Genomic DNA, 22,697 nt, shown 5'->3' with positions numbered 1-22,697 from the left:
CTGAGGCGCTATCGGTCTCTTGAAAGCATCGACCGAAAGACGGTGCAGGAGTTTCGCTGTGTGCGAGCGGAAGGCGATGATGTGCAGCGAAAAGCCTCACGGGGAGCGTACCGGCGCATTCAAGGATGAAACCTGCGCCCCAATGCATCCAGGCGCACCGCAATCGGCGGCAGGCGTTCGCTGCTGCGCGCCAGGGTTTCGACATCGTCGGCGGTGCTTTGGGCGATGCTCTGCACCGACTGCAAGCGCCCGACGATCTCCAGGTTCGCCGAGGTCTGCTCGCGGGTGGTCGCGACGATGCGGCCATTAAGTTGATCGATATGCGCAATGTCCTCGCCGACCGCCCGGAGCATCTGCACCGCCAATTGGCTGTCTTGCACGCAACGCTCCACGCCTTCGCGGCTGGCGTGCATGGCTTCGACGGCCTCGCGGCTGCCATGCTGCAGGCCCTCGATGATGGTTTTGATTTCCTGGGTGGAGAGGGCGGTGCGCTGTGCCAGGCTGCGCACTTCGTCGGCGACCACGGCAAACCCGCGGCCTTGCTCGCCGGCGCGGGCGGCTTCGATGGCCGCGTTGAGGGCCAGCAGGTTGGTCTGGTTGGCGATGCTGCTGATCACTTCCAGCACCGAGCCGATTTGCTCGGCCTGCACGGCCAACGATTGCACGGTGGATTCAGTGCCGTTGATGCGTGAGGCCAACTGGCTGATTTCAAGCTGGGCGCGGCCGACGCTCTCCTGGCCGCGAACAATTTGCTGACTGGCTTGGCCGGCGTGTTCCACGGCTTGTTCGACTTGCACCGTAATGTGGCCCATGGCGTCTTCCATGCGCTGCATCGAACCGTTCATTTCGCCGATCTGCACCAGTTGATGCCGCGCACCTTTTTCCAGGGTGCCACTGGCGCAGGCCAGTTCCTGGCCGAGTTGCCCCAGGCCGTGGGAGTCGCGGGCGACACCGTCGATCAGGTGAGTCAGTTGTTGCAGGAAGTGGTCGAAGCGCTTGGCCAGGGACACGCGTACCTTGTCTTCACCCTGCGCGCTTTGCTCGGTGAACTGTGAAGTTACAGCGAGCATCTTCTCAAGCATTTCCTGGCTTTCGACAGCTTCCGCCTGGCTGTGGACCGCCAGGTACAACAGGGCCACGGTTTCCATCACCACATAGAAGGCGTGGACGAAGATCATCGTCCAGCCGCCGTGATGCTCCATCACAAACACCGGCAAACCCTGGTGCTGCAGCGCATGGAACACCAGGTGGTGCACGGCGATGGTCAGCGCCGCCACCAGGATCGGCAGCCAGTCACGGTAGAAGGTCAACACCGCCAACAGCGCGAAAATGCCGAAGTGGGATTCGATCACCCCGTGTGCCTGATTGATGTGCAACGCCGCCATCACCATCAAGCCGGCGCCCAGTGCGCAACGCATCACGCGGGTGCCGCCGATGACACGGTAGAGCGCCGTCAGCACCATGCCGGTGCCGCCACCGACGATCAGCGCCTGGAGCAAGGTGTCATGCCAGAACGCCAACCCCAGGGAGAACAGGAACATCAGCCAGATCAATGCCAGCATGATGCGGTCGGCCTTGCGATAGTGCTCCTGGAAGCGTGTGCGAAGGGGCATTCACGGTTACTCCATGTAGTGATGCCAGCAACCAAGCATGTGGCGTGCCACGAGGGCCGCTGGTCGATAGCAAGTCAGGTGCAGCGTTTTTTACCGGATCAGATCCGGCAATCGGTTATCGGCAGGCGGGAAGGGGACTTGAGTGGGAGGGCGCAGGCCCTCCCACGGTACAGCCTGGAATCAGAAGCTGTATTTGGCGGTCAGCATCATGTTGCGTGGGCTGCCATAGGAGTCGCCGCCATAGTCCACATCGTTGGAAATGGACTGGTAGTACCGGCGATCGAAGATGTTGTTGGCATTGACTTGCAGGTCCAGGTGTTGGTTGACCCGGTAGCCGGCCATCAGGTCGGTGACGGCGTAACCGCCTTGCTTGAGCCGGTAGGTGCTGCCATCGGCCAGCTTGATGTCGTTGTACATGCGGCTCTGCCAGGAGATGTTGCCGCCGACCCGGAGTTTTTCCAGTGGACCCTGGAAGTTATAGCGAGTGGTGACTTTGAACAGGTGTTCGGGGGTGTCGGTGTCGAACTGCTTGTTGACCTTCTGCGGGTTGGCGTCGTCCTTGATGGTGTGGGTTCGCGCGTAGGTGTAGCCACCGCCGACTTGCCAGTTCTCGGTCAAGGCACCTTGCAGTTCGAAGTCGATGCCCTGGCTGCGGATTTCCCCCGAGGCCTGGTTGCATGAGGCCTGTGGGCAGTTCGGCACAACGATCTGCACGGCGCGGTTTTCCTGGTCAACGCGGAACAGCGCCACGCTCGCATTCAACGCGCCCCCCAGGTATTCGCCCTTGAGGCCGATTTCATAGTTCTTGCCGACGATGGGCTTGAGCGGGGTGCCGGCAGTGCTCTTCTCTTTCTGTGGCGTGAAGATGTCGCTGTAGCTTGCATACACCGAGTGCTGGTCGTTCAGTTCGTAGATCAAGCCGGCGTAGCGGGTGAGGTTGCGGGTAACCTTGTAGTCGCCGTCGCCATCACGGTTGTCATAGTCATACCAATCCAAGCGCCCGCCAAGGATCAGCTTCAACGGGTCAGCCAGGCTCAGGCGCGAGGTCAGGTAGAAACCGTCCTGGGTGGTGACTTCACGAGCGTTATTGGTGCGGGTGAAGTTCGGTTTGCCGGCATTGATCGGCCAGTTCATTTCATACGGGCTGTAGTTATGAGTGGTCATGTCGTAGATGCGCTTGCTGGCGCCCACCACCAGTTCATGAGTGCGCCCGAACGCCTCGAACGGGCCGCTGGCAAAGGCGTCGACGCCGGCCTGGTTTTCATCATAGCGGGCCTGATACACCGTGCGGGCGAGGGTCTTGTTCGTCCAGCGCGATTGGTAGGAGCCGGAGAACAATGCGTCCTGTTCGGAATAATTGGCGTTGACCTGCAGGCTCCAGTCATTGGCCAGGCGCTGGCGCAGCTCGGCGAACACGGTATTGATTTCCTGGTCTTTGTTTTCCCAGTCGGTACCGGGGTTGTAGGAGCGCGATAGGTCCAGGTGATGGCCATCCAGGCCGACCATCGAAGCCCCCCAGAAGTAGTTGGTCTTGTCCTTCTGGTTCGAGTAGCCGAGGGTGAGAGTGGTGTCTTCGCTCAGGTCGGCTTCGGTGACGGCGTAGAACAGGCCGTGATCCTGCTCGGCCTTGTCGATAAAGCTGTTGGCGTCGCGGTAGGACGTGACGACGCGACCGCGCCAGGTGCCACTGGGGTTGAGCGGGCTGGAGGCGTCGAATTCGCCACGGTAGTCATCCCAGCTGCCGGCGGCGCCGGTGAGGGTGACTTTCTGTTCGTCCAGGGGCCGCTTGCGGATCAGGTTGATGGCGGCCGAAGGGTTGCCCGCGCCGGTCACCAGGCCGGTAGCGCCGCGCACCACCTCGACGCGGTCGAACATCGCCAGGTTTGGCTGGGCGCCCACCGACGCGCCGTTGTAACCGCTGGGGATACCGTCATACATGAGGTTGTCGACATTGAAGCCGCGTGCGGTGTAAGCCTGCCGGCCGGGGCCGTTGGAGTAGTTCAGGAACAACCCGGGCGTTGCGTTGACCACGTCGTTGATGCTGGTCATGGCCTGGTCATCCATGCGCTGGCGCGTAATCACGGTGACAGCTTGTGGGGTTTCACGCAGGGTCAGCGGCAGTTTGGTTGCAGTCTTCATCGAGCCGGTGGTGTATGACTCGCTGCCTTCAGTGGTTGCGCCAAGCTGCTGGCCCGACACCTGGGTGGCGCCCAGCTCAATGGTGGCCGGGGCTTCGGCGTCGGCGGCCAGGGCCGCTTGTGAGGTTGCTAGGCAGATCGCCATCGCCATTGAGCTGGGTGAAAAAACGTTGCTGACGCGTTGTTGCACAGACATGGATATAGGGCTCCCAAAGGCCATCCGTGGCAAATAAAAAATCTGTTGATAATTATTCGCATCAGTGTGGCAGATCCAAGCTCTGGGAAAAAGTCTTACATGGCCGTGTAGGAGCGAGCTTGCTCGCTCCTACAGCGGTTTCTGGGTCAGAAATCCATTCTTACGCCGAGCGTCCCATGGCGGCCGTTGAAGCTATTGCTGTCCAGGTTGCGGTCATAACCGACTTCACCGTACAGGCTGATGCCCTGGGCAACTTGCAGGGTTGCCCCGAGGCTGGCATCCATCGTGGTGGATTTCTGTTCGGTGTCTATACGCGTCACATCGTTGAATATCACACTGTTGTCCCCAGCGCTGGAATGCCAGACATTCGCACGCACATAAGGCTGCAGCGGCAGGCCATTGACGGTGTAATCGCCGCGCAAGCGCACACCCAGGCGCGTAGTGACGTTGGTATCGGCGTCATAGGAAACGTGGGAAATACCGTCGTTTTGGCTATCGAGCTTGGTTTTGCCGACGATCAACTGCGCCTGGGGCTCCAGAATCCAGCGAGCGCTCAGCGCGAACGGCCAGCCCACTTCGGCGGAGGCGGTAACGTTATGCCCGCGGGTTTTCATCTTGACGCCACGCGCTGACTCGTTGTTGCCATCAAAGCGGGTGCCCATCAACACCAGGTCAAGATAAGCCTGGTTGGCGCCGATCAGTGTCCAGTAGACCCCCAGGCTATCGCCGCGCAAGGTAGTTTTGCCGGCGTCCTTGTTCTCCCAGCCGCCGTTGAAGCCTTTTACATTGCCTTTGAGGCGACTGTGACCGACGAAGAACCCAAGGCGCTGCAACACACCGTTGTCCAGCAGGCTGGCGAACACATCGGTGCCAACCTGGAACCCTGTCAGCGAACCGTCCAATGTAGGGTTGACCGCACCGGCGAGACTCTGGCGGCTGCTGCTGCCGTAGACCCGGCCCCAACCTGCCGGCATGACGCCGGTTTGCTGTTGCCGGCTCTGATCGCCCATGCGCTCGTGATACGTGCCGAGCATGCCCTGCACGATTTGCTGCGCGGCAGGAAACAACACAGAGTACAGCGGTACTTCGGGGCGATAGATCGGGACCTCCTTGTCAGTGGGGTTAGACGGCAGGGGCGGGGTTCCAACCACCGGCTCAGGCACTGGCGTGACCGGCCCTTCAGGTTCGGGCAGCGGTGTGACCGGAATCGTGGAGCGCAGGTAGTAACTCTGCTCGGTTCCAGCCGTGCTCGCGCCTTTGAACAGGTAGTAGTCAAACGCCCCGGCCGTTACCGTATTGCCCAAGGTAAAGGCAGTGCCAGGCCCGCTGGCGCCATTGAGCGCCTGCACTACCTGGATGCCGTCTTGTAACGTCGCCGCGCCGGCGCCCCCAAGGTTGGTAATCAACAGGGTGGTGTTGCCCTGCAGTGTGCCGTTGCTGACCACCAGTTTGTCGCTGGCCGAGTCGTCTGCTCCCAACACGGTTTGCAGCGCCAGACGCCCGCCGTTGCCGGTGTAGTTGCCGTTGATGGTCAAGGTGTCACGGGCGGTGGTGCTGCCAGTGACCATGTCGAGGGTGCCGCTGTTGGTCACGTTGACCAACTGGCCGGCGGTAAACGGATTGATCCCGCCCGTGTTGATCAGCAGTGCACTGGTGCTATCAATGAGCAGGGCGCCGGTGCCAGTCTCGCTGTCCCCCAGAGTCAACGTCCCGCCCAGGTTCATTTGTGAGCCGTTGTCCAGGCGAATGCTTTCCCAGTTGGCAAACAGGCCGGGATCAGCGGTTTTGGTGTTGTCCAGGGTCAGGGCGTCAATCCCCACGCCACCATCTATCAGCTGCGCAGCCGCCACTTGCTCAGCCACCAGCCCCTGAAGCAGCGCCGTATCGTCGCCGGCCCCCATTAACACGGAGGAATGCAGGTTGCCGCCGGACCAGATAAATTCATCGTTACCGAAGCTGAGCAACACTTGCCCGTTAACCTCACCACCGGAAATGATCACCTGATCGTCACCGCCGCTGACGCTGATATTGCCGCCCACGAACGCGTTGTTTGAAATCAGGATGGTGTCTTTGCCGAAGCCGGTCACCAGGTTGCCGATGATCCGGCCACCAGACATATCGAACCGGTTGTCATCGAGTTTCATGTTGACCCGGCCGATGGTGCCGCCGGTCATCGTCGCATTGTCGCCGTCGTCGAAGCCGCCGGTGATGATGCCGTCGCTCATGTTGAAGACGTCCAGGCCGTCGCCCTGTTCCAGCGAGGCAATGGTGCCGCCGCGCATGTCAAAACGGTCGATCCCGGAGCCCTGGTTGACAGCGCCTGCCTGGCCCCCGGAAATCTCCACCCCATCAGCGCCCGCGCCTTGGCTGATGGATCCGGTGATACTGCCCTGGTTGAGCTGGAAAATGTTATTGCCATCACCCTGGTTGAGGTTGCCATCGATGCCCGCGCTCGGGCCGTTGACAACCACGTGATCATTGCCGCTTCCAAAGATCACATTCCCGCTTACTCGACCCGTGGCGGTGAGTTCGAGGGTGTTGTCGCCGCCGGTATCGATAAAGCCCGGCGCGGTGGCGCTGTCACAACTGGAGGTGTCGTTGCCTGGCGTGTTATTGACCGTGCACGCCGCATACGAGGCAAACGGCCATGCCGTCAGAATAATCGCTGAGTACAACAAAGAAGTTATCCGTGTGCGCATGATCCGTCCTCGCTTGAGCACAATGATGTCCCGTCGCCCGGAACAGCGGGCGCGGTTCAAAACCATGGCAACAACGAACGCGATACGGATCAGGGACTACGAGTTACCTGCATCTGAAAACACCGGGCAATGCAATGGGTTGGCATGGCTTTCTCGACTGCACCTCAACTGGCGCAGCACTTGTCGCACCTTAATTGCAGATCGAAAAGGCCGCCACTGTAAAACCTGACAGGTATAGACGAGCCAATGCCTAGGTGAACACGATCTCGTAGGGTTCGCGCATACGCTCAAGCAACACTTGGGCGAGCATGGGCGGCAAGCCTATCTGCGGGTCGCCGACCAATTGGCTGGCATAGGCATGGGCGGCGTGCAGTTTGCGCGCCACGCTCCAGGTGTCCAGGCGCACCTTGCGTGCGCGTTGCCAGGGAATCACCGCCCCCTCGCGTGCCGGCCAATGCCAGGCCCAGATCGCCAATTCATACAGGCGCGCGCCCACCAGGCTACAGGCTTTTGCACTCGCCCGACCGACTGCATCGTGGTCGTCATTACCGTCATTGCGCCAGGTGGTAAACACCACGTCTCCAGGTTGCAAGTAGCGCGCAATGAACTGGCTCATCGGCTGCTCGTGGGCAGCTAGCGCGTCGTCGCAAAAACCACCGCGAATCCATTTGAGGCTGTGCAACGGCATACCGAGGCGGCGCAAGGCCTCGGCGCTTTCCTGGGGGCGCACTACGCTCAAGCGCCTGGCCGGCCACACCTGGGAGCCTGGATGGCTGGCGCTGCCATCGGTAATGGAGATCAATTTCAGCGGATGCTCGCGGGTGCTGAGCAGTTGCAGCAAACCGCCGCACGCCAGGACTTCATCGCCAGGGTGGGGCGCTATCACCACAACCCGGGCACCGGGCGGCACCAGGGTAGCCAGTGCGATGCAGGGGATTTGCGCCAACTGCGGCGCGCTGTTCCAGATTTGCGCGGGGCCGCGACGGCCTTCGCTTGAGGAGGCAGGCTTCATGGGGTGTCACGTCCTTGTCGGTGGGTAATGCTCTTGACTTCAGCGCAGGCTCCGCTGCGGTGAGTGCACGGCATTCCAATCCTGGGATGCTATGCAAGCCACTCTCAGCATAGACAAGGATGTGTCACAGGTTTGTCGTTTTTTTACGAAACCATCATCAGGCTTTTCAGGTAATCGCCGAAACCGCCCTGGGCGCGGCAATTCAGGCGTGCGCTGGTGACCACTTGCGGCGCATGGCTCCAGGCAATGGAAGCACCGCAACGTTCCAGTTCGCGCACCAATTGCACATCCTCGTGGCACGCCAGCGGTTCAAAGCCGCCGGCCTGCACATAGGCACTGGCACTCACGCCCAGGTTGGCGCCATGGATGTGCTGATGGCCATCACGCGCCTGGTAAGCCTGGTGATAACGAATCTGCGCCGCGGGGTCAAACCCCTCACTCCAGGCGTCCACGGTCACGGTGCCACACACCGCGTCACAGCCCAGGGCCAGTTGAGCCACCAGCCAGTCGGGGGCCACGCGGCTGTCGGCGTCGGTACAGGAAATCCAGCGCGCACCCTGGTTCAACAAGTGCCGTGCGCCGACGCCTCGGGCTCGCCCTACGTTGCGTGCCTGCACCTGGACGCTTTGCACATCATGCGCCTGGGCGATCGCTGCACTGGCATCGCTGCAACTGTCGAGCACTACCAGGATCTGCACCGTTTCCCCGTGCAACCCCGGATGGTTGGCGGCGATCTGCGCAGCCCTCAGGCAGTCATCCAGCAGCGCTTCTTCGTTGTGCACCGGAATCAAGATGCCGATCATCGCAATCCCTCATGGCGCGCGACCGAGGTGCCATCGCGGCTCCACAAATCGAGCAGAAAATCCTTGTCATGGTGCTGTACCAGCGGTGGCATACCCAGTCGGTGCTGGAGCAGGGCGTGCACCTGTTCGGCGGTTTGCGGGCAACCTTCAATGGGCGGGCGCCAGTGGCAGGCCAGGAGTTGGCCGTTATCGGTCAAAGCGGCGAGGGCGCAATCGATCAGACGATTCAGATCATTTACATCAAGGTAGTAACAAAGCTCGCTCAACACGATCAGTTCGAACTGACCCGCGGGCCATTCCTGGGGCAGCCGGCGCTGTTCTACATGAGCATGAGCAAACGCTGTCAGGCGCGTCTGTGCCAGTTGCACTGCGGCGCTAGCGGTGTCGCAGCACAGCAGGCGCTCACAACGGGTCGCCAGTTCGGCGCTCAGCTCGCCGTTGGCACAACCAGGCTCGAAGATCGAGGCATAGCGCGGTCGGGTCAGCACGGCCAGGGTCAGTACGCGCTTGCGTTGTTCGTACCAACGCTGACGAAACGCCCAGGGGTCGTCGTTACCAGCAAACAGTTGATCAAAGTACGGGGTGGCCACACTCATACAAACACCACTTCAAAAGGTTGCAGCAAGCGTTCCACTACGTAGGGTGCCAGCACCGGCGGCAGGCCGACCTGCGGGTCGCCCTCCAACTGGCTGGCGAACGCGTGGATCGCGTGGCGTTTGCGTGCCACTTGCTCGGGCGTCAATGCAATCTTGCGCGCCCGATGCCAGGGCACCCGGTGGTCTTCGGCAGTCGCCCAGTGCCAGGTCCACACTGGCAGTTCGCACAGGGTGGCGCCGACAGCCTGGGCCGCTTTGGCGCTGGCACGGCCCACCGCTTCGTGGTCGCAATGGCCATCCTCGCGCCAGGTGGCGAACACGATGTCGGTGGGTTTGAGGTGACGCTGGATGAACTCGCACAGTTGGGCTTCGCGCTCGGCCACCTTGCTGTCGGTAAAGCCGCCGCGCAGCCACTTCAAGCTGTGCAACGGCAGGCCCAGGCGGTGCAGGGCCTGGGCCGACTCCTGCGGCCGCACCACGCCCAGGCGTGCCACCGGCCAGCGTTTGGAACCGGGATGGCTGGCGCTGCCGTCAGTGACGGAGATCAACAGGATTGGGCGCTCCAATACGGCCAGACCTTGCAGCAGGCCACCGCTGCCGAGCACTTCATCGTCCGGGTGCGGTGCGATGATCACCGCGCGGTGCCCCTGCGGTACCAACTGCGCGGCGCTGATGTGCGGCAACTCGGCCAGCCGTGCCGAGGTTTGCCAATGATTGAGTGGGGTGCCCTGGCCGACAATCGGATTGGGTTTCATAACTGCCACCGTCCCGAGTCGTCGCCGGTGACCAGTTCGCCGAGGGCAGCCAGGTCGCGTTCGGCATGACTTTGCCGCACATACACCGGCAAATCTGCCATCAACCGGGCAAAGTGCGGGTCTTTGCAGTAGGGGCCGGCGCCTACCGCATGGCCGACATGACGCATGACCTGCTCGACGGTGTCTTCAATACATGCGCGTGCCTGTTGGGCCAGTTGCCTGGCATCGGCGCGAGGCTCGCGATCTATCTGCTCGGCGCTGGCGCGTAGTACGCAAGCGGCGCTGTTCAGTGCGCTGTCAACTGCCCCCAAATGGGCCAGCGCATGAGGCTCCGAGCGTTGCGCACAGTGGGTGCGCAGCGCTTCGCCCAGGCGTTGCGCGCCGCCATACCAGCACGCGGCGATGCCGACTCCACCCTGCCAGAAACCGGGGCGCGACAGGTAATCACCCGGCCCGCCCACCGCGATACCCCTGGCCGCGTTGAACAGAACGTCAACGCTGCCGGTGGCAGCCATGCCTACCGCATTCCAACCCTCGTCCGACACCGTGACGCCGGGTTGATCCATCGCCACGGCCACCAGCTGCTGCCGATCATCCTCGTCCCAGGCAGTCAGCAAGCCGTGGCTGACCACCGCCGCGCCGGAACACCAGGCTTTGCGTCCATCGACGATCAGCCACTGACCGTCGCGCCGTACGCGCACCTTGGCTGCGGGTGGTTCGGCCGCCCACATGCCCCACGTACTGCCAAGCGGCGGCGCGGGGCTGTCGAGTTCGGCCATGATCGCCAGCGCGTCGGTATGACCTTCGAACAACTTGCACAGGCGCAAGTCATGGCCGGCCACCTGGGCCAGCCGACTGAAGCGGGCCAGGGTTTCGCCGCTGCCCGGCAGCGGCAGTTGATCGAGGCCTTCTTCCTGAAGTGCCTTCAGTGCCGTACCCAGGGCGTACGTATCCGCGTAGCCCCGGTAGCCCTGAAGGAAACTGTGCAACGCCATTTCACACCTCGTCTTCACGCTGCAGTTCAAACAACAGCAATGAGCGGCCGGTCACGGCGTACTCATGCTCAAAGTCAAAACGCTCCTGGCCGCGTATCGCCGGCTCATTGGTGTCGAGCATGCACGTCCAGAACTCACCCTCCGGTACCGGCGGCAGGCGGAAATTGACCATGTCATGGTGGGCATTGACCACCAGCAGCAGCGTAGCATCGGCACCCGCCCGGCGGATCCCGGTTTCCTGGGCGCGGCCATCCATCAACATGCCCAGGCAGCGACCCTGGCTGTCTTCCCATTGCTCGGTGTTCATTTCGTTGCCATCGGGCGCCAGCCAGGTGACGTCTTTTACGCCGATGTCTTCGTTGTAGTCGCCGACCAGGAAGCGTCCACGACGCAGAATCGGGTAGGCCAGGCGCAGCTTGATCAAGCGCTTGACGAACTTGAGCAGGGCCTTGCCGTCATCGTCCAGGTCCCAGTTGACCCAACCGATTTCGCTGTCCTGGCAATAGGCATTGTTGTTGCCATGCTGGGTGCGGGCGAACTCATCACCGGCGACGATCATCGGAGTACCCTGGGCCAGCAGCAGGGTGGCGAAGAAGTTGCGCATCTGGCGCAGGCGCAGTGCGTTGATCTCAGGGTCGTCGGTCGGGCCTTCGACACCGTGGTTCCACGACAGGTTGTTATTGCTGCCGTCCTGGTTGTTTTCGTCGTTGGCCTCGTTGTGCTTGTCGTTGTACGAGACCAGGTCGTGCAAGGTAAAACCGTCGTGGGCGGTGATGAAGTTCACCGAGCTGTAAGGCCGGCGCCCACGATGGTTGAACATCTCGCCCGAGGCGGTCATGCGCCCGGCAAAATCCGCCAGTTGGCCGTCGTCGCCTTTCCAGAACGCACGCACGGTGTCGCGGAAGCGGTCGTTCCATTCCACCCAGCCTGGCGGGAAGTTGCCCACCTGGTAGCCGCCGGGGCCGCAGTCCCAGGGTTCGGCAATCATTTTCAACTGGCGCAGCACTGGATCCTGGCGGCAGGCGACCAGGAAGCTGTGGCGTTCGTCGAACCCGTCGCGGTAGCGGCCCAGAATGGTTGCCAGGTCGAAGCGGAAACCGTCCACATGCATCTCGGTGGCCCAGTAACGCAGGGAGTCGGTGACCATTTGCAGCACGCAAGGGTGGCTCAGGTCCAGGGTGTTGCCGGTACCGGAGTCGTTGATGTAGAAGCGCTTGTCGTCGGGCATCAGGCGGTAGTAAGAGGCGTTGTCGATGCCGCGCATGGACAGGGTCGGGCCGCGCTCGTTGCCTTCGGCGGTGTGGTTGTAGACCACGTCCAGAATCACTTCCAGCTTCTGCTCATGCAGGTGCGCGACCATTTCCTTGAACTCGGCGATCTTGCCGCTGGCCAGGTAGCGCGGGTCGGGGGCGAAGAAGGCAATGCTGTTGTAGCCCCAGTAGTTGGTCATGCCTTTTTCCAGCAAGTGCTGGTCGTTGACGAAGGCGTGCACCGGCAGCAGCTCGACCGAAGAGACGCCCAACTGGCGGATATGTTTGAGCACGTCGTCTTCCATCAAGCCGGCGCAGGTGCCGCGCACGGACTCGCCCACCGAAGGGTGGCGCATGCTGATGCCGCGCAGATGGGTTTCATAGATGATCGTGCGGTCCCAAGGCACCCGTACGGGTTGATCGTTGCCCCAGGTGTGTGCCGGGTCGATAACCTTGCACTTGGGCACGAAGGGTGCGCTGTCGCGCTCATCGAAGCTGAGGTCGTCATCCGGGTGGCCGATGGTGTAGCCGAACAGCGCCTCCGACCATTTGAGTTCGCCCACCAGTTGCTTGGCGTAGGGGTCGATCAGCAGCTTGTTGTGGTTGAAGCGATGACCATTGGCCGGGTCGTACGCGCCGTACACGCGGTAGCCGTAGATCAGCCCGGGGTGGGCGTCGGGCAGGTAACCGTGGAAGATCTCGTCGGTGTATTCGGGCAGTTCGATGCGCTCCAGCTCGACTTCGCCGGTGTCATCGAACAGGCACAACTCCACTTTGGTGGCGTTGGCCGAAAACAGTGCAAAGTTGACGCCCAGGCCATCCCAGGTGGCGCCGAGCGGGAAGGGCAAACCTTCACGAATCCGCGACGGTTCATGATCCGGCGTCGCTGTGGTGTTCTCGGGTCTGCTCATGGTGTTGCTCCTGCAAGGGGTCTTTTCTCGGGCCGAACGCGGCCGTGCTGACGGTGTTTCAGCAAAGGACATGGACGAAAAAGGGCCTGCAGCCTGGGATAACGGCTGCAGGCCCGAGAAATCATGGGGCGGGTGGTTTTGGCTTCTTCGGGGCGGTCGGTTTCTTCGCCGCGGGCTTGGCGGCTACCGGATTGGGTTTGGCGGCCGCCTTGGGCGCGGTTTTCGGCTTGGCGGCAGGCTTGGGCTTGCTGGGCGTCAGCGCCTCGGCTTCGGCCAGTTTGCGCGCCATCTCCCAGTGGCGATCGTGCGCACCGTCCGGCTTGCCTTCAGACTCCCAGATCTGATGCGCCAGTTCGCGAATACGTTTGTCTTCTTTACTCATCACAAACTCCTCACAGAAAATGTTCAGCTTTCTTGATTATCAGGATTGATAAAGACATTGACCGGGAGATCCCCCAGGGCAGCGCTGATCAACAGCTCCTTGTTGGGTGTGACTGCGCCTGTTTGAAAAAGTCCCTTCCAGTTTTGTGTTGTGGTGGCGAACGGTAATTTCACCCGGGTATCGCCCCACACCTGCGCATTGATGTGGGGAAATACACCGTTTTCCAGCAACGGATAAGGCCAGCGCGGCACCACCACCAACAGCTGTTGGCCCTGGTGCTCACGGTAAAACGCAACCACGCGCTCCGCGTGCCGACCCACCACTTCGAGCGGCGTATAGCTGCCTTTGCGAAACAGCTCGGGACAGGCTCTGCGCGCGTTCAGCACCTGGGCGATCAACGCTTGTTTGATACGCCCATCGCGCCAGTTGAACAACAGCTCACCGATATCGGGAGAGGTATCCAGGGCACGCTGGCGCGCATCGAAATCCACCGGGCGTCGGTTGTCCGGATCCACAAGGCTGAAGTCCCAGAACTCGTCGCCCTGGTACACATCCGGTACACCCGGCACGGTGAGGTGAAGCAAAGTTTGCGCCAGGCTGTTCAGAGCGCCGGAGGGGGCGATGGCTTGAGCGGCGCTGTCGAGCGCATCGCGCAGCGCTTGGCCGGCTTCGCTGAGCAGTAGACGCTTGAGGAAGCGCTCGACACCCTGCTCATAGGCTTCGTTGGGCGCGCTCCAGCTGCTTTGTAACTTGGCTTCGCGCAGGGCTTTCTGTTGCCATTGCCAGAGCCGTTGCTGGTAAGCCTCAAAGTCCGGGTTGTGCTCCAGCGGCCAACTGCCGAGCAGCACCTGATACAGGATCAGCTCATCACCCGCCGAGGGGCTGTCGGTGCCCTCGCGCAAAGGCGCGGCGAGGATGCGCCAGTGTTCGACCTGTTCGGCATACCAGGGCGCGCACTCGCTGAGCACCGCCAGGCGTGCGCGGGTGTCTTCGCCGCGCTTGTGGTCATGGGTGGCGGTGGCCAGCAGATTGTTCGGGAAGGTAGCGAGGCGCTGTTGATTGGCCTGGTGAAAATCTGCCAACGGCGCACTGAATTGTTCGGTACTGAAGCCCACGTCGTTACGCGACAGCAATACGGCCGAGCGATAGAACGCGGTGTCTTCCACGGCCTTTGCTGCGGCGGGTGATGTCAGCTGCTGGAAGCGCACGCAGGCATGTTTGAGGATCTTGCGCTCACGGCCCACCGGGCGATTGCGCCAAGGCTGGCCGCCCAACCATTTTTCCAGGTGCTCAAGCACCGGCCAGTCGCCTTCGTTAAGGGTACTGCGCGCACCGTCCATGGCCTGCTGGAACACCTTGTCGTCGGCGGTGCTGCGGCCCCTGGCACTGATGTAGGTGCGGTACACCGGGAAATGCACAATCAGCTCCTGCAAGGCCCGACGGATCGCACCCAGGGTCAGGTCGCGGGTCATCACATCATCGCGGGCCACTTGCAGCAGGGCCTGGGCCACGCTTTCGAAGTCGCCGCCCAACGAGCCATTGAGGATTTGCTGGCGCGCCAAGCGGGCTTCGTCGATAAACGCCGAGGACCGTTCGCTGTGGCGCGTCCACAGGTCGGCCAGCGGAGCAAAACCGTCAGGATGGTGTTGCAGCAACGACAGTTGATTCATGAATTCGTAGCCAGTGGTGCCGTCCACTTGCCAGTCTTCGCGCAGGGTTTCGCCTTCGCCGAGGATCTTCTCCACGAAGATCGGCAAATGGCGCTGTGGCGACAGCGCGTCCACGCGGCGGCGCAGTTTGCGGCAATAACCACGTGGGTCGGCCAAGCCGTCGATATGGTCGATGCGCAGGCCATCGATCAAGCCCGCGCCGATCAGCTCGAAAATCTTGCCGTGGGTGGCTTCGAACACTGCCGTGCGCTCCACGCGCAGGCCGCCCAGCTCATTGACGTCGAAGAAGCGCCGCCAGTTGATGTCGTCTGCGGCGGTGCGCCAACTGGCCAGGCGGTAGGTCTGTTGCTCAAGCAGATGATGCAAGCGCTCGAAACCCTCAGGCTGGCGACCATCGAAAGCGGCCAGCCGTTGCTTGATGGCCGGTAAGACCTCGGTGGCGCGTTCGGTCAGCGCCTGCTTGAGCCTAGCGGCTTCGGTGTAGGCATCGTCCTGATAGGCGAGGGCGGCGAAACGCTCGGCCAGCGGTTTGAGCACCTCATCGCCGCCCAGGATCAAGGCGTAGTCCCGTGGGCAGATCGGGAAGCGATGCTCGTAATGCTCCGCGTAGAAGCTGCCGTGAGCGGCGTCGAACTTGAGCGTCAACGCTCCGCTCTGCAAGGCTTCGCCGTAATCGCTGCCCAGGAACGGCATCAGCAATTGGCCTTTGAGCAACGGGTCGGGCGAGTGCCACTGGATGTCGAAAAACTCGCTGTAGGGGCTCAAGCGCCCCCATTCCAGCAGGTCCAGCCACCAGGGGTTATCCGCGCCACCCACGGCCATGTGATTGGAAACGATATCCAGGATCAGGCCCATGTTGTGTTCACGCAGGGTGGCGACCAGGCGACGCAATGCTGCCTCGCCACCCAACTCCGGGTTGACGCGGGCGGGGTCGACCACATCGTAGCCATGCATGGAGCCGGCGCGGGCGCTCAGGAGCGGCGAGGCATACAGGTGGCTGATGCCCAGTCGGGCAAAATACGGCACCAGCGGCACCGCATCATCGAGGGTAAAGCCTTTATGAAATTGCAGGCGCTGGGTGGCGCGCAGGGGCAGTACGTTCATCGGTCACGCTCATAGGCTTGGTTGCGCGCCACGGCCACCAGTTCGAGGCGGCGCGCAGCACTGTCGTGGTCGAGCAGGCTGGCGGCCTCGCCTGGCAAGCGTCGGCGCCAGTTGGGGTGGGTATCGAGGGTGCCGGGCAGGTTGGCTTGCTCTTCGATGCCCAGCGCGTCCTCCAGCGGCAGCAATACCAGTGGCGCACGGGTGTGGCCGAGGTAGCGCACGCTGGCGTCGATCACGTGGTCGGTGTCGTTGCGGATCTCATCGACAAAGTTCTGCGGGTCCTGGCTCAAGGCCTGACGCAGTGCATGACGTTCGCGCAGACGGTGTTCGCTCCATTGCTCCACGGTGGGAGGGTCGATCAGGTCGAGCTGGATATTCCACTCGATATCACGGCTGTGCCACCAGCCATTGAGCGTGGGCAGGTCGTGGGTGCTGGTGGTGGCCAAGGCGTTGTCGGGCCAGTCAAGAATCGGCGTGAACCGGCCTTCGTGGTCCTGTTCGAACAGCAATACGCGCATACCCAGAATCGAGCGGGCGCTGAGCTTTTCACGCAGGCCCTCGGGCACCGTACCCAGGTCTTCACCGAGGACGATGGCCTGGTGGCGGTGCGATTCCAGCGCCAGCAAACGCAGCAGGTCGTCCACGGGGTAATACAAGTAGGCGCCTTCGCGGGGCGAGGCACCCAGGGGGATGACCCACAGGCGTTGCAGGCCCATCACATGATCGATGCGCAAGCCACCGGCATGGGCGAAGTTGGCCCGCAGCATTTCGATAAACGCACGAAAGCCATTGCGCTTGAGACCTTCCGGGGAGAAGGCGGAGATACCCCAACCCTGGCCTGCACGGTTGAGAATATCCGGCGGTGCGCCAACCGTGAGGTCGGCCAGCAGTTCATCCTGGCGACTCCATGCCTGGCTGCCGCCACCGTCGGCACCCACCGCCAGGTCGGCAATCAGGCCGATGCCCATGCCGCTGCCACGGGCGGCCTGTTGCGCGCGCGCCAGGCTGCGGGCGATCAACCATTGGGTGAAGGCAAAGTAGCCGATCTCATCGCGGTTTTCTTCAGCAAACTGCGCCAGCGCCGGGCTCTGCGGCGTGCGCCAGTCTTCGGGCCAGTGGCGCCAGTCGAGCTCTTCGCCGGCGGCGGCACGTTGCGCTTGCACGGCTTCGAAGCGGCAGTGGTTTTCCAGGGCCTCGCCGCCGGCCTGGCGGAAGCTCTGGAAGTCGGCATGTTGCGGATGTGCGCCGTGGCGGAAGTCTTCATACAGCGCACGCAGCAGGCGTTGCTTGGCCTTGGCGGCGGTGGGCCAGTCGATCAGCGTGAGTTGCTCCAAATCCCGCAGTTCGTCGGTCAGGCCGACGGCCTCGGTAGCGTCGCGCACTTCACGCTCGCCAAGGATGCAGGCGGGCGAGGCGTACAGACTGTTGAGAAACAGGCGGCTGGACGGAGAATAAGGGCTGAAACGTTCGGTGTCGGCGCTGAACATTGCGTGCATGGGGCTGATCGCCACCGCGTCGGCACCGCGTTCGGCAGCCGAGCGCACCAGATGCTCCAGGGCCAGGGTGTCCCCAAAGCCACCATCGCCGAGGCGACGCAAGGCATACAGCTGGGCACTCAAGCCCCAGGCGCGAGCGGGGCGGCTGTCCACCGCGTCGGCCACGCTGTAGCAGTGGCTGGGCGCAACGGCCAGGGTGAAGGTTTGCCCATCGATATGCACCTGGTGGTAGCCGAGGGCAATCACCCCGGGCAGCACCGCATTGCCGTCCAGGCGCAGCTCCAGGGTTTCACCACCTTCCAGGCTGACGCGACACGGGGTGTCCGGGGCGAAGTAGCGCGCCAGGTCCAGGCTTGCGCCGCTGTCGATGGTGATCAAGGGCGGCAGGTGCGTGTCTTGTTGCACCTGCTCCAGTTCCTGCAGGCTGGCGTCGATCTCGGCGTCGGTATCGGCCGGGTGCCCCAGCCCTTTGAGAACGGCGCGCAAGGCCTCGGGCTGCACGTGTTGCGGGCGACCGTTGGCATCGATCCAATCGACGGCCAGGCCCGCGCGACTGGCGAGTAGTTCCAGGTTCGCTTCGCTCAAAAGTGTTCTCCGGCAGGTGATAAGCAAACGCGTGCGCTCAACGGTGGTAACTGCGTACCTTGCTGGGCAGGCGTCTGGAAAATGATGGGGTGTGGCGCGGGGTGATCCAGAGGCTGTTCACTCAGGTTCAGGTCGATTTGCAACAGGCTGCCGTTGCCCAGGCGCCAACGCGCCGTGACAGCTCCTTCGGCCATCACCTGCGCGCCCAAGGCTACAGTGCCCGGCAAGTGCGGCACTAGGTGTTGGTGACGCAGGCTCAACAGCTGACGATAGAGCTGGGTGTGCTCGTTCTCGACGAAAGAGGGTGCCGATTGCACAAAGGTTTCCAGTGCATTGGGATCGGGAATACGTTCGCGTTGTTCGGGGTCGTGAAACGCCGCGAAATCGGCGAACTCGTTGCGCCGGCCTTCGCGCACCGCCTCGGCCAGTTCGCCGTGATGGTCGGTGAAAAACAGAAAGGGTTCGGCCGCATTCACCTCATCGCCCATGAACATCAGCGGAATCATCGGGCTGAGCAGCAATAGAGCCGTCGCCGCGTTCAGCGCCTGGGGTGAACACAGTTGGTGCAGGCGTTCGCCCAGGGCGCGGTTGCCGATCTGGTCGTGGTTCTGCAAAAACGCCACGAAAGCGCTGGGCGGCAGATCCGCGCTGGGTTCGCCGCGTGCGTGGCCGTGGCGGGTGGTTTCGCCCTGGTAGATGAAACCTTCACCCAGGCAGCGCGCCAGCTTGGCGGTGGGCTGTTCGGCGAAATCGCTGTAATAGGCGTCGGTTTCACCGGTCAGCAGCACGTGCAGCACGTTATGAAAGTCATCATTCCACTGGGCGTTGAAATCTTCCTTCAGCAGGCTGGCCTGGTTCAGCTCGTTCTCCAGCACCAGCCAGACGTGCCGGTCGTCGTGCACCTGCTGACGCACGCGGTGCGCCAGCTCCTGCAAGAACCCGGGATTATCAATGGCGTGTACCGCATCCAGGCGCAGGCCGTCGAAGCGGTATTCGAGCAGCCACATCAGCGCGTTATCAAGGAAGAAATCCCGCACCTCACGGCGTTCGAAATCGATACCGGCGCCCCAGGGGGTATGCACGTCTTCATGGAAGAACCCCTTGGCGTACTGGCCCAGGTAATTGCCATCGGGCCCGAAGTGGTTGTAGACCACATCGAGCATCACCGCCAAACCATGGGCATGGGCCGTGTCGATCAAGTGCTTGAGCTGTTCGGGCGTACCGTAGGCGGCGTGTGGTGCGTAGGGCAGCACGCCGTCATAGCCCCAGTTGCGTTCACCGGGGAATTGCGCCAGTGGCATCAACTCGATCGCAGTGATTCCCAGCTCAGCCAGGCGTGGCAGGTGTTTCTCGATTTCGGCGTAGCCACCCATGGCGCCCACATGCAGTTCGTAGATCACCGCGGTGTGCCAGGGGCGACCTTGCCACTGGGTATTGCGCCATGGGTAAGCGTTGGGGTCGACCACTTGGCTCCAACCGTGTACGTCCTGGGCCTGAGCTCTGGAAGCGGGGTCGGGAACCGCCTTTTCCCCATCGATGTTAAAGCGGTAGAGCGTGCCGGCAGGGCAGGCTGCTTCGACTTCGAACCAGCCATCCGCCTGGGGCAGCAGGGTGATGGATTTACCGTGTTGCAATTCAACGCTGACATAAAAAGCGTCTGGCGCCCACAAGGCAAAACGCGTGTGTTGCGCGTCCAGCATGATTGCGCCGTGGGGCCAGGTGTCCAGAGTCCGTAACGGCATCTATGAAGACCTCCCAGGTTGGTTCAAGTGGCTATTTGGTTGGTTTCCCCAAGGCCTTGGCCACCAGTTGTTCGTAGAGCTCGGCGTAGGGTTCAACCGCCTGGCACCAGTTGAACGGTTGTGTCATGGCGCGGCTGCGCATGGCGTTGAGCAGGCCGGGGAAGGCGAATACCTTGAAGGCACGGCGCAGGGCTTCTTCGTAGCTTTGCACCGTCGATTCATTGAACAGGAAGCCGGTGACGCCATCTTCAATGGTGTCCGCCAGGCCACCGGTATTACGCGCTACCGGCAACGAACCAAAGCGTTGCGCGTACATCTGGCTCAGGCCGCAAGGTTCATAGCGCGAGGGCATCAACAGGAAGTCGCTGCCGGCAAACATGCGGCGGGCATCGGTCTCGTTGAAGCCGATGCGCACACCCACCTGGCCCGGGAAGCGCAGCGCCAATTCGCGCATGGCCTGTTCCTCTTCGGGTTCGCCACGGCCGATGATCGCGATCTGGCCACCGTTTTCGACGATAAAGCCTGCGACCGCTTCAGTCAGGTCCAGACCCTTCTGATAAACCAGGCGTGACACCACGGCGAATAGCGGGCCGTTGGACGCGTGCAGTCCAAACAGCTCGCGCACATGGGTGGCGTTTATCGCCTTGCCTTCCCAGTCGCCGATATTGAAATTGTGGGTCAAGTGCGTATCGGTGGACGTTTCCCAGCTTTCGTCGATGCCGTTGGGAATCCCGCTGAGCAAACCTTGTTGAGTCTTGCTGGCAAGAAAGCCATCCAGGCCACAGCCGAATTCCGGCGTGGTGATTTCCTGGGCGTAGGTGGCGCTCACGGTGGTGATGTGGCTGGAATACGCCATGCCCGCCTTGAGGAACGACATCTTGCCGTAGAACTCCATGCCTTCCTGCTGCAGGGCGTGGGGTGGGATGCCTAGTTCGGGCGTCGACGCCAGGCTCACCACACCCTGATAGGCCAGGTTATGAATGGTGAACAGTGTTGGCGTGCGTGACCCACGCCAGTGCATGTACGCCGGCGCAAGGCCCGCGGGCCAGTCATGGGCGTGCACCAGGTCGGGGCACCAATGGATCTGTGCCAGGTTGGCGGCCATGTCGGCGGCGGCCAGGCCCAGGCGGGCGAAGCGAATATGGTTATCCGGCCAGTCGCGGCCGTTATTGGCGCCGTACGGCGTGCCTTCACGCTCATACAGTTCGGGGCAGATCAGCACATAGATGACCAGGCCGTCCGCCAGGTCCATACGCCCGATCTTGCACGGCGGCAGCGCCGCGTGGCCGCCCAGCTCACCGACGATATGAATCGGATTGTCGCTTTCCATCACTTGCGGGTACCCGGGGATCAGCACCCGCACATCGTGCAAATGCGCCATGGCGCGGGGCAGGGCGGCGGACACATCGCCCAGGCCACCGGTTTTCACCAGGTCGGCGAACTCGGAAGTGACGAACAAGACTTTCTTTCGATTCGGATTCTGACTCACGATCGGCCGCACAGTGTTGGGCAGGTCGACCAAAGACGTTGGCCCCCCTACCGGCTGACTAAAACGCTCTCCCTGAGTATCTACTGCGGCACTGATCATAATGCACTCCCATTTGTTGGTTCGCTAATGGCCCGCTGCCATCAGCTCCAAGTGGCCGCATCCTGCGGCCAGGCACACCAGCGCTATACAAGCTGGCAAGGCGTATGCCAGTTGCAACGTCGGCTGAAAAAGATTGGATGAACGGGCATTCGGCGTGAAACGCTCGTGCACGTCCTTACCTAAAACTTGACCTGAGGCGGAGTTGGAAAGTTTAGATTTTTTGCGGGGTTTTTGTTTTGGAACGGACCCATCGGTCATGAGTCTAGGCCAGATCCCAGAGCCTGCCGGGTTTAGCGCGGTTTTTTGTAGGACAAAATAAATCTAACGATATGCCAGCCGCTGTGGCGAGGGAGCTTGCTCCCGCTGGGACGCGTAGCGGACCCCAGATATTGGGAGCGCTGCGCACTCCAGCGGGAGCAAGCTCCCTCGTCACAAGGGCGGGTGCCCTTAAATGGTGCGTCAGCCCAGCACGCGGATGGGCACGCCATCGGCCCAGGCCTGAATGTCTTCAATCATCTGTTGATAGAACTGCCGGTAATTGTGCTCACTCACGTACCCCACGTGTGGCGTGGCCAGCACATTGGGCAAGCGGCGAAATGGATGATCAGTCGGCAACGGTTCCTGGGCAAACACATCCAGCGCCGCCCCGGCCAGGCGGCCACTGCTCAATACCTGCACCAGCGCCTGCTCATCCACAATCGGCCCGCGTGCGGTGTTCACCAGGTGCGCCGTGGGCTTCATCCACGCCAGAGCCTGGGCATCCACCAGCCCACGGCTGCGCTCACTGAGCACCAGATGGATGGTGAGGATATCCGCCTGTTCAAACAACTCGCGCTTGCTGACCCATGTCACGCCTGCTTCAGCCGCCCGTTGCGGCGTGAGGTTTTCGCTCCAGGCGATCACCCGCATACCGAATGCCTGGGCGAACGTTGCGACTTTCTGGCCGATACTGCCCAGGCCGAGCACGCCCAGGGTCTTGCCATGCAGGTCACCGCCCAGGCCCATCTGCCATCCGCCTGCGCGCAGCGAGTTGGCTTCGGCCAGCAGATTGCGCGTAGAGGCCATGATCAGCGCCCAGGTCAGTTCCGGCGCCGCATGTTTATAGCTGTCGGTGCCGCACACCTGGATATCCAGGGCCTTGGCGGCGGCAATATCGATGGCA

Annotated in this window: 15 protein-coding genes; all 15 read right to left on the bottom strand. The window is 62.1% G+C overall.

Translation table 11 applies throughout. The annotated features are described in order from the left end of the window. Positions 1 to 119: 119 nt before the first annotated feature. A complete protein-coding gene (locus E4P01_RS22100) occupies positions 120 to 1,613 on the bottom strand; it encodes a methyl-accepting chemotaxis protein (RefSeq protein ID WP_216091502.1) in 1,494 nt (497 codons plus the stop codon). Positions 1,614 to 1,793: 180 nt separating this feature from the next. Next, positions 1,794 to 3,947, bottom strand: coding sequence for a TonB-dependent siderophore receptor (locus E4P01_RS22095; protein ID WP_216091501.1), 2,154 nt, complete (start codon positions 3,945 to 3,947; stop codon positions 1,794 to 1,796). Positions 3,948 to 4,093: 146 nt separating this feature from the next. Next, positions 4,094 to 6,646: an autotransporter outer membrane beta-barrel domain-containing protein gene (locus tag E4P01_RS22090; RefSeq protein WP_216091500.1), complete on the bottom strand. Its 2,553-nt coding sequence runs from the start codon at positions 6,644 to 6,646 to the stop codon at positions 4,094 to 4,096. A gap of 250 nt (positions 6,647 to 6,896) precedes the next feature. Next, complete coding sequence (locus E4P01_RS22085; protein WP_032880929.1) at positions 6,897 to 7,658, bottom strand: PIG-L family deacetylase; 762 nt, start codon at positions 7,656 to 7,658, stop codon at positions 6,897 to 6,899. A gap of 143 nt (positions 7,659 to 7,801) precedes the next feature. Next, a complete protein-coding gene (locus E4P01_RS22080; RefSeq protein WP_216091499.1) occupies positions 7,802 to 8,461 on the bottom strand; it encodes a glycosyltransferase in 660 nt (219 codons plus the stop codon). After that, positions 8,458 to 9,057 (bottom strand): SAM-dependent methyltransferase, encoded by a 600-nt coding sequence (locus E4P01_RS22075; protein WP_216091498.1) that lies wholly within the window; start codon positions 9,055 to 9,057, stop codon positions 8,458 to 8,460. The genes E4P01_RS22080 and E4P01_RS22075 overlap by 4 nt, the downstream gene beginning before the upstream one ends. After that, a complete protein-coding gene (locus E4P01_RS22070) occupies positions 9,054 to 9,812 on the bottom strand; it encodes a PIG-L family deacetylase (RefSeq protein ID WP_032880935.1) in 759 nt (252 codons plus the stop codon). Before E4P01_RS22070 ends, E4P01_RS22075 begins: the two co-directional genes overlap by 4 nt. Further along, complete coding sequence (locus E4P01_RS22065) at positions 9,809 to 10,807, bottom strand: acyl-CoA dehydrogenase family protein (RefSeq protein ID WP_216091497.1); 999 nt, start codon at positions 10,805 to 10,807, stop codon at positions 9,809 to 9,811. The genes E4P01_RS22070 and E4P01_RS22065 overlap by 4 nt, the downstream gene beginning before the upstream one ends. Position 10,808: 1 nt before the next feature. Next, the gene (gene glgX / locus E4P01_RS22060) at positions 10,809 to 12,968 is read right to left on the bottom strand and encodes a glycogen debranching protein GlgX (protein ID WP_148853963.1); all 2,160 of its coding nucleotides are present in this window, start codon (positions 12,966 to 12,968) and stop codon (positions 10,809 to 10,811) included. Between the two features lie 121 nt (positions 12,969 to 13,089). Beyond that, positions 13,090 to 13,350 carry a DUF2934 domain-containing protein gene (locus tag E4P01_RS22055; protein ID WP_005788027.1) on the bottom strand — a complete coding sequence of 87 codons (261 nt, stop codon included), beginning with the start codon at positions 13,348 to 13,350 and terminating at the stop codon, positions 13,090 to 13,092. A gap of 23 nt (positions 13,351 to 13,373) precedes the next feature. Beyond that, positions 13,374 to 16,124: a malto-oligosyltrehalose synthase gene (locus tag E4P01_RS22050; RefSeq protein WP_216091496.1), complete on the bottom strand. Its 2,751-nt coding sequence runs from the start codon at positions 16,122 to 16,124 to the stop codon at positions 13,374 to 13,376. Then, positions 16,121 to 18,205, bottom strand: a complete 2,085-nt coding sequence (malQ, locus tag E4P01_RS22045; RefSeq protein ID WP_216091495.1) for a 4-alpha-glucanotransferase — start codon at positions 18,203 to 18,205, stop codon at positions 16,121 to 16,123. The genes E4P01_RS22050 and malQ overlap by 4 nt, the downstream gene beginning before the upstream one ends. After that, a complete protein-coding gene (gene treZ / locus E4P01_RS22040) occupies positions 18,202 to 19,947 on the bottom strand; it encodes a malto-oligosyltrehalose trehalohydrolase (protein WP_216091494.1) in 1,746 nt (581 codons plus the stop codon). Before treZ ends, malQ begins: the two co-directional genes overlap by 4 nt. Before the next feature lie 31 nt (positions 19,948 to 19,978). Further along, on the bottom strand, positions 19,979 to 21,535 hold the full coding sequence (gene glgA, locus E4P01_RS22035) for a glycogen synthase GlgA (RefSeq protein ID WP_081883347.1): 1,557 nt from the start codon (positions 21,533 to 21,535) through the stop codon (positions 19,979 to 19,981). Between the two features lie 459 nt (positions 21,536 to 21,994). Further along, positions 21,995 to 22,697: D-2-hydroxyacid dehydrogenase family protein (locus E4P01_RS22030; RefSeq protein ID WP_248130133.1), on the bottom strand; the 703-nt coding region annotated here is incomplete at its 5' end.

It is taken from the genome of Pseudomonas sp. NCIMB 10586 (assembly GCF_023127895.1).
Lineage (GTDB): Bacteria > Pseudomonadota > Gammaproteobacteria > Pseudomonadales > Pseudomonadaceae > Aquipseudomonas > Aquipseudomonas synxantha_A.
Note: the sequence above shows the minus strand (reverse complement) of the source record. Positions and strands in the feature narration are given on the sequence as shown.

Excerpts from the sequence above, each read along its gene's own strand:
- E4P01_RS22100 (WP_216091502.1), bottom strand. The coding sequence starts at position 1,613 with ATGCCCCTTCGCACACGCTTCCAGGAGCACTATCGCAAGGCCGACCGC.
- E4P01_RS22095 (WP_216091501.1), bottom strand. The coding sequence starts at position 3,947 with ATGTCTGTGCAACAACGCGTCAGCAACGTTTTTTCACCCAGCTCAATG.
- E4P01_RS22090 (WP_216091500.1), bottom strand. The coding sequence starts at position 6,646 with ATGCGCACACGGATAACTTCTTTGTTGTACTCAGCGATTATTCTGACG.
- E4P01_RS22085 (WP_032880929.1), bottom strand. The coding sequence starts at position 7,658 with ATGAAGCCTGCCTCCTCAAGCGAAGGCCGTCGCGGCCCCGCGCAAATC.
- E4P01_RS22080 (WP_216091499.1), bottom strand. The coding sequence starts at position 8,461 with ATGATCGGCATCTTGATTCCGGTGCACAACGAAGAAGCGCTGCTGGAT.
- E4P01_RS22075 (WP_216091498.1), bottom strand. The coding sequence starts at position 9,057 with ATGAGTGTGGCCACCCCGTACTTTGATCAACTGTTTGCTGGTAACGAC.
- E4P01_RS22070 (WP_032880935.1), bottom strand. The coding sequence starts at position 9,812 with ATGAAACCCAATCCGATTGTCGGCCAGGGCACCCCACTCAATCATTGG.
- E4P01_RS22065 (WP_216091497.1), bottom strand. The coding sequence starts at position 10,807 with ATGGCGTTGCACAGTTTCCTTCAGGGCTACCGGGGCTACGCGGATACG.
- glgX (WP_148853963.1), bottom strand. The coding sequence starts at position 12,968 with ATGAGCAGACCCGAGAACACCACAGCGACGCCGGATCATGAACCGTCG.
- E4P01_RS22055 (WP_005788027.1), bottom strand. The coding sequence starts at position 13,350 with ATGAGTAAAGAAGACAAACGTATTCGCGAACTGGCGCATCAGATCTGG.
- E4P01_RS22050 (WP_216091496.1), bottom strand. The coding sequence starts at position 16,124 with ATGAACGTACTGCCCCTGCGCGCCACCCAGCGCCTGCAATTTCATAAA.
- treZ (WP_216091494.1), bottom strand. The coding sequence starts at position 19,947 with ATGCCGTTACGGACTCTGGACACCTGGCCCCACGGCGCAATCATGCTG.
- glgA (WP_081883347.1), bottom strand. The coding sequence starts at position 21,535 with ATGATCAGTGCCGCAGTAGATACTCAGGGAGAGCGTTTTAGTCAGCCG.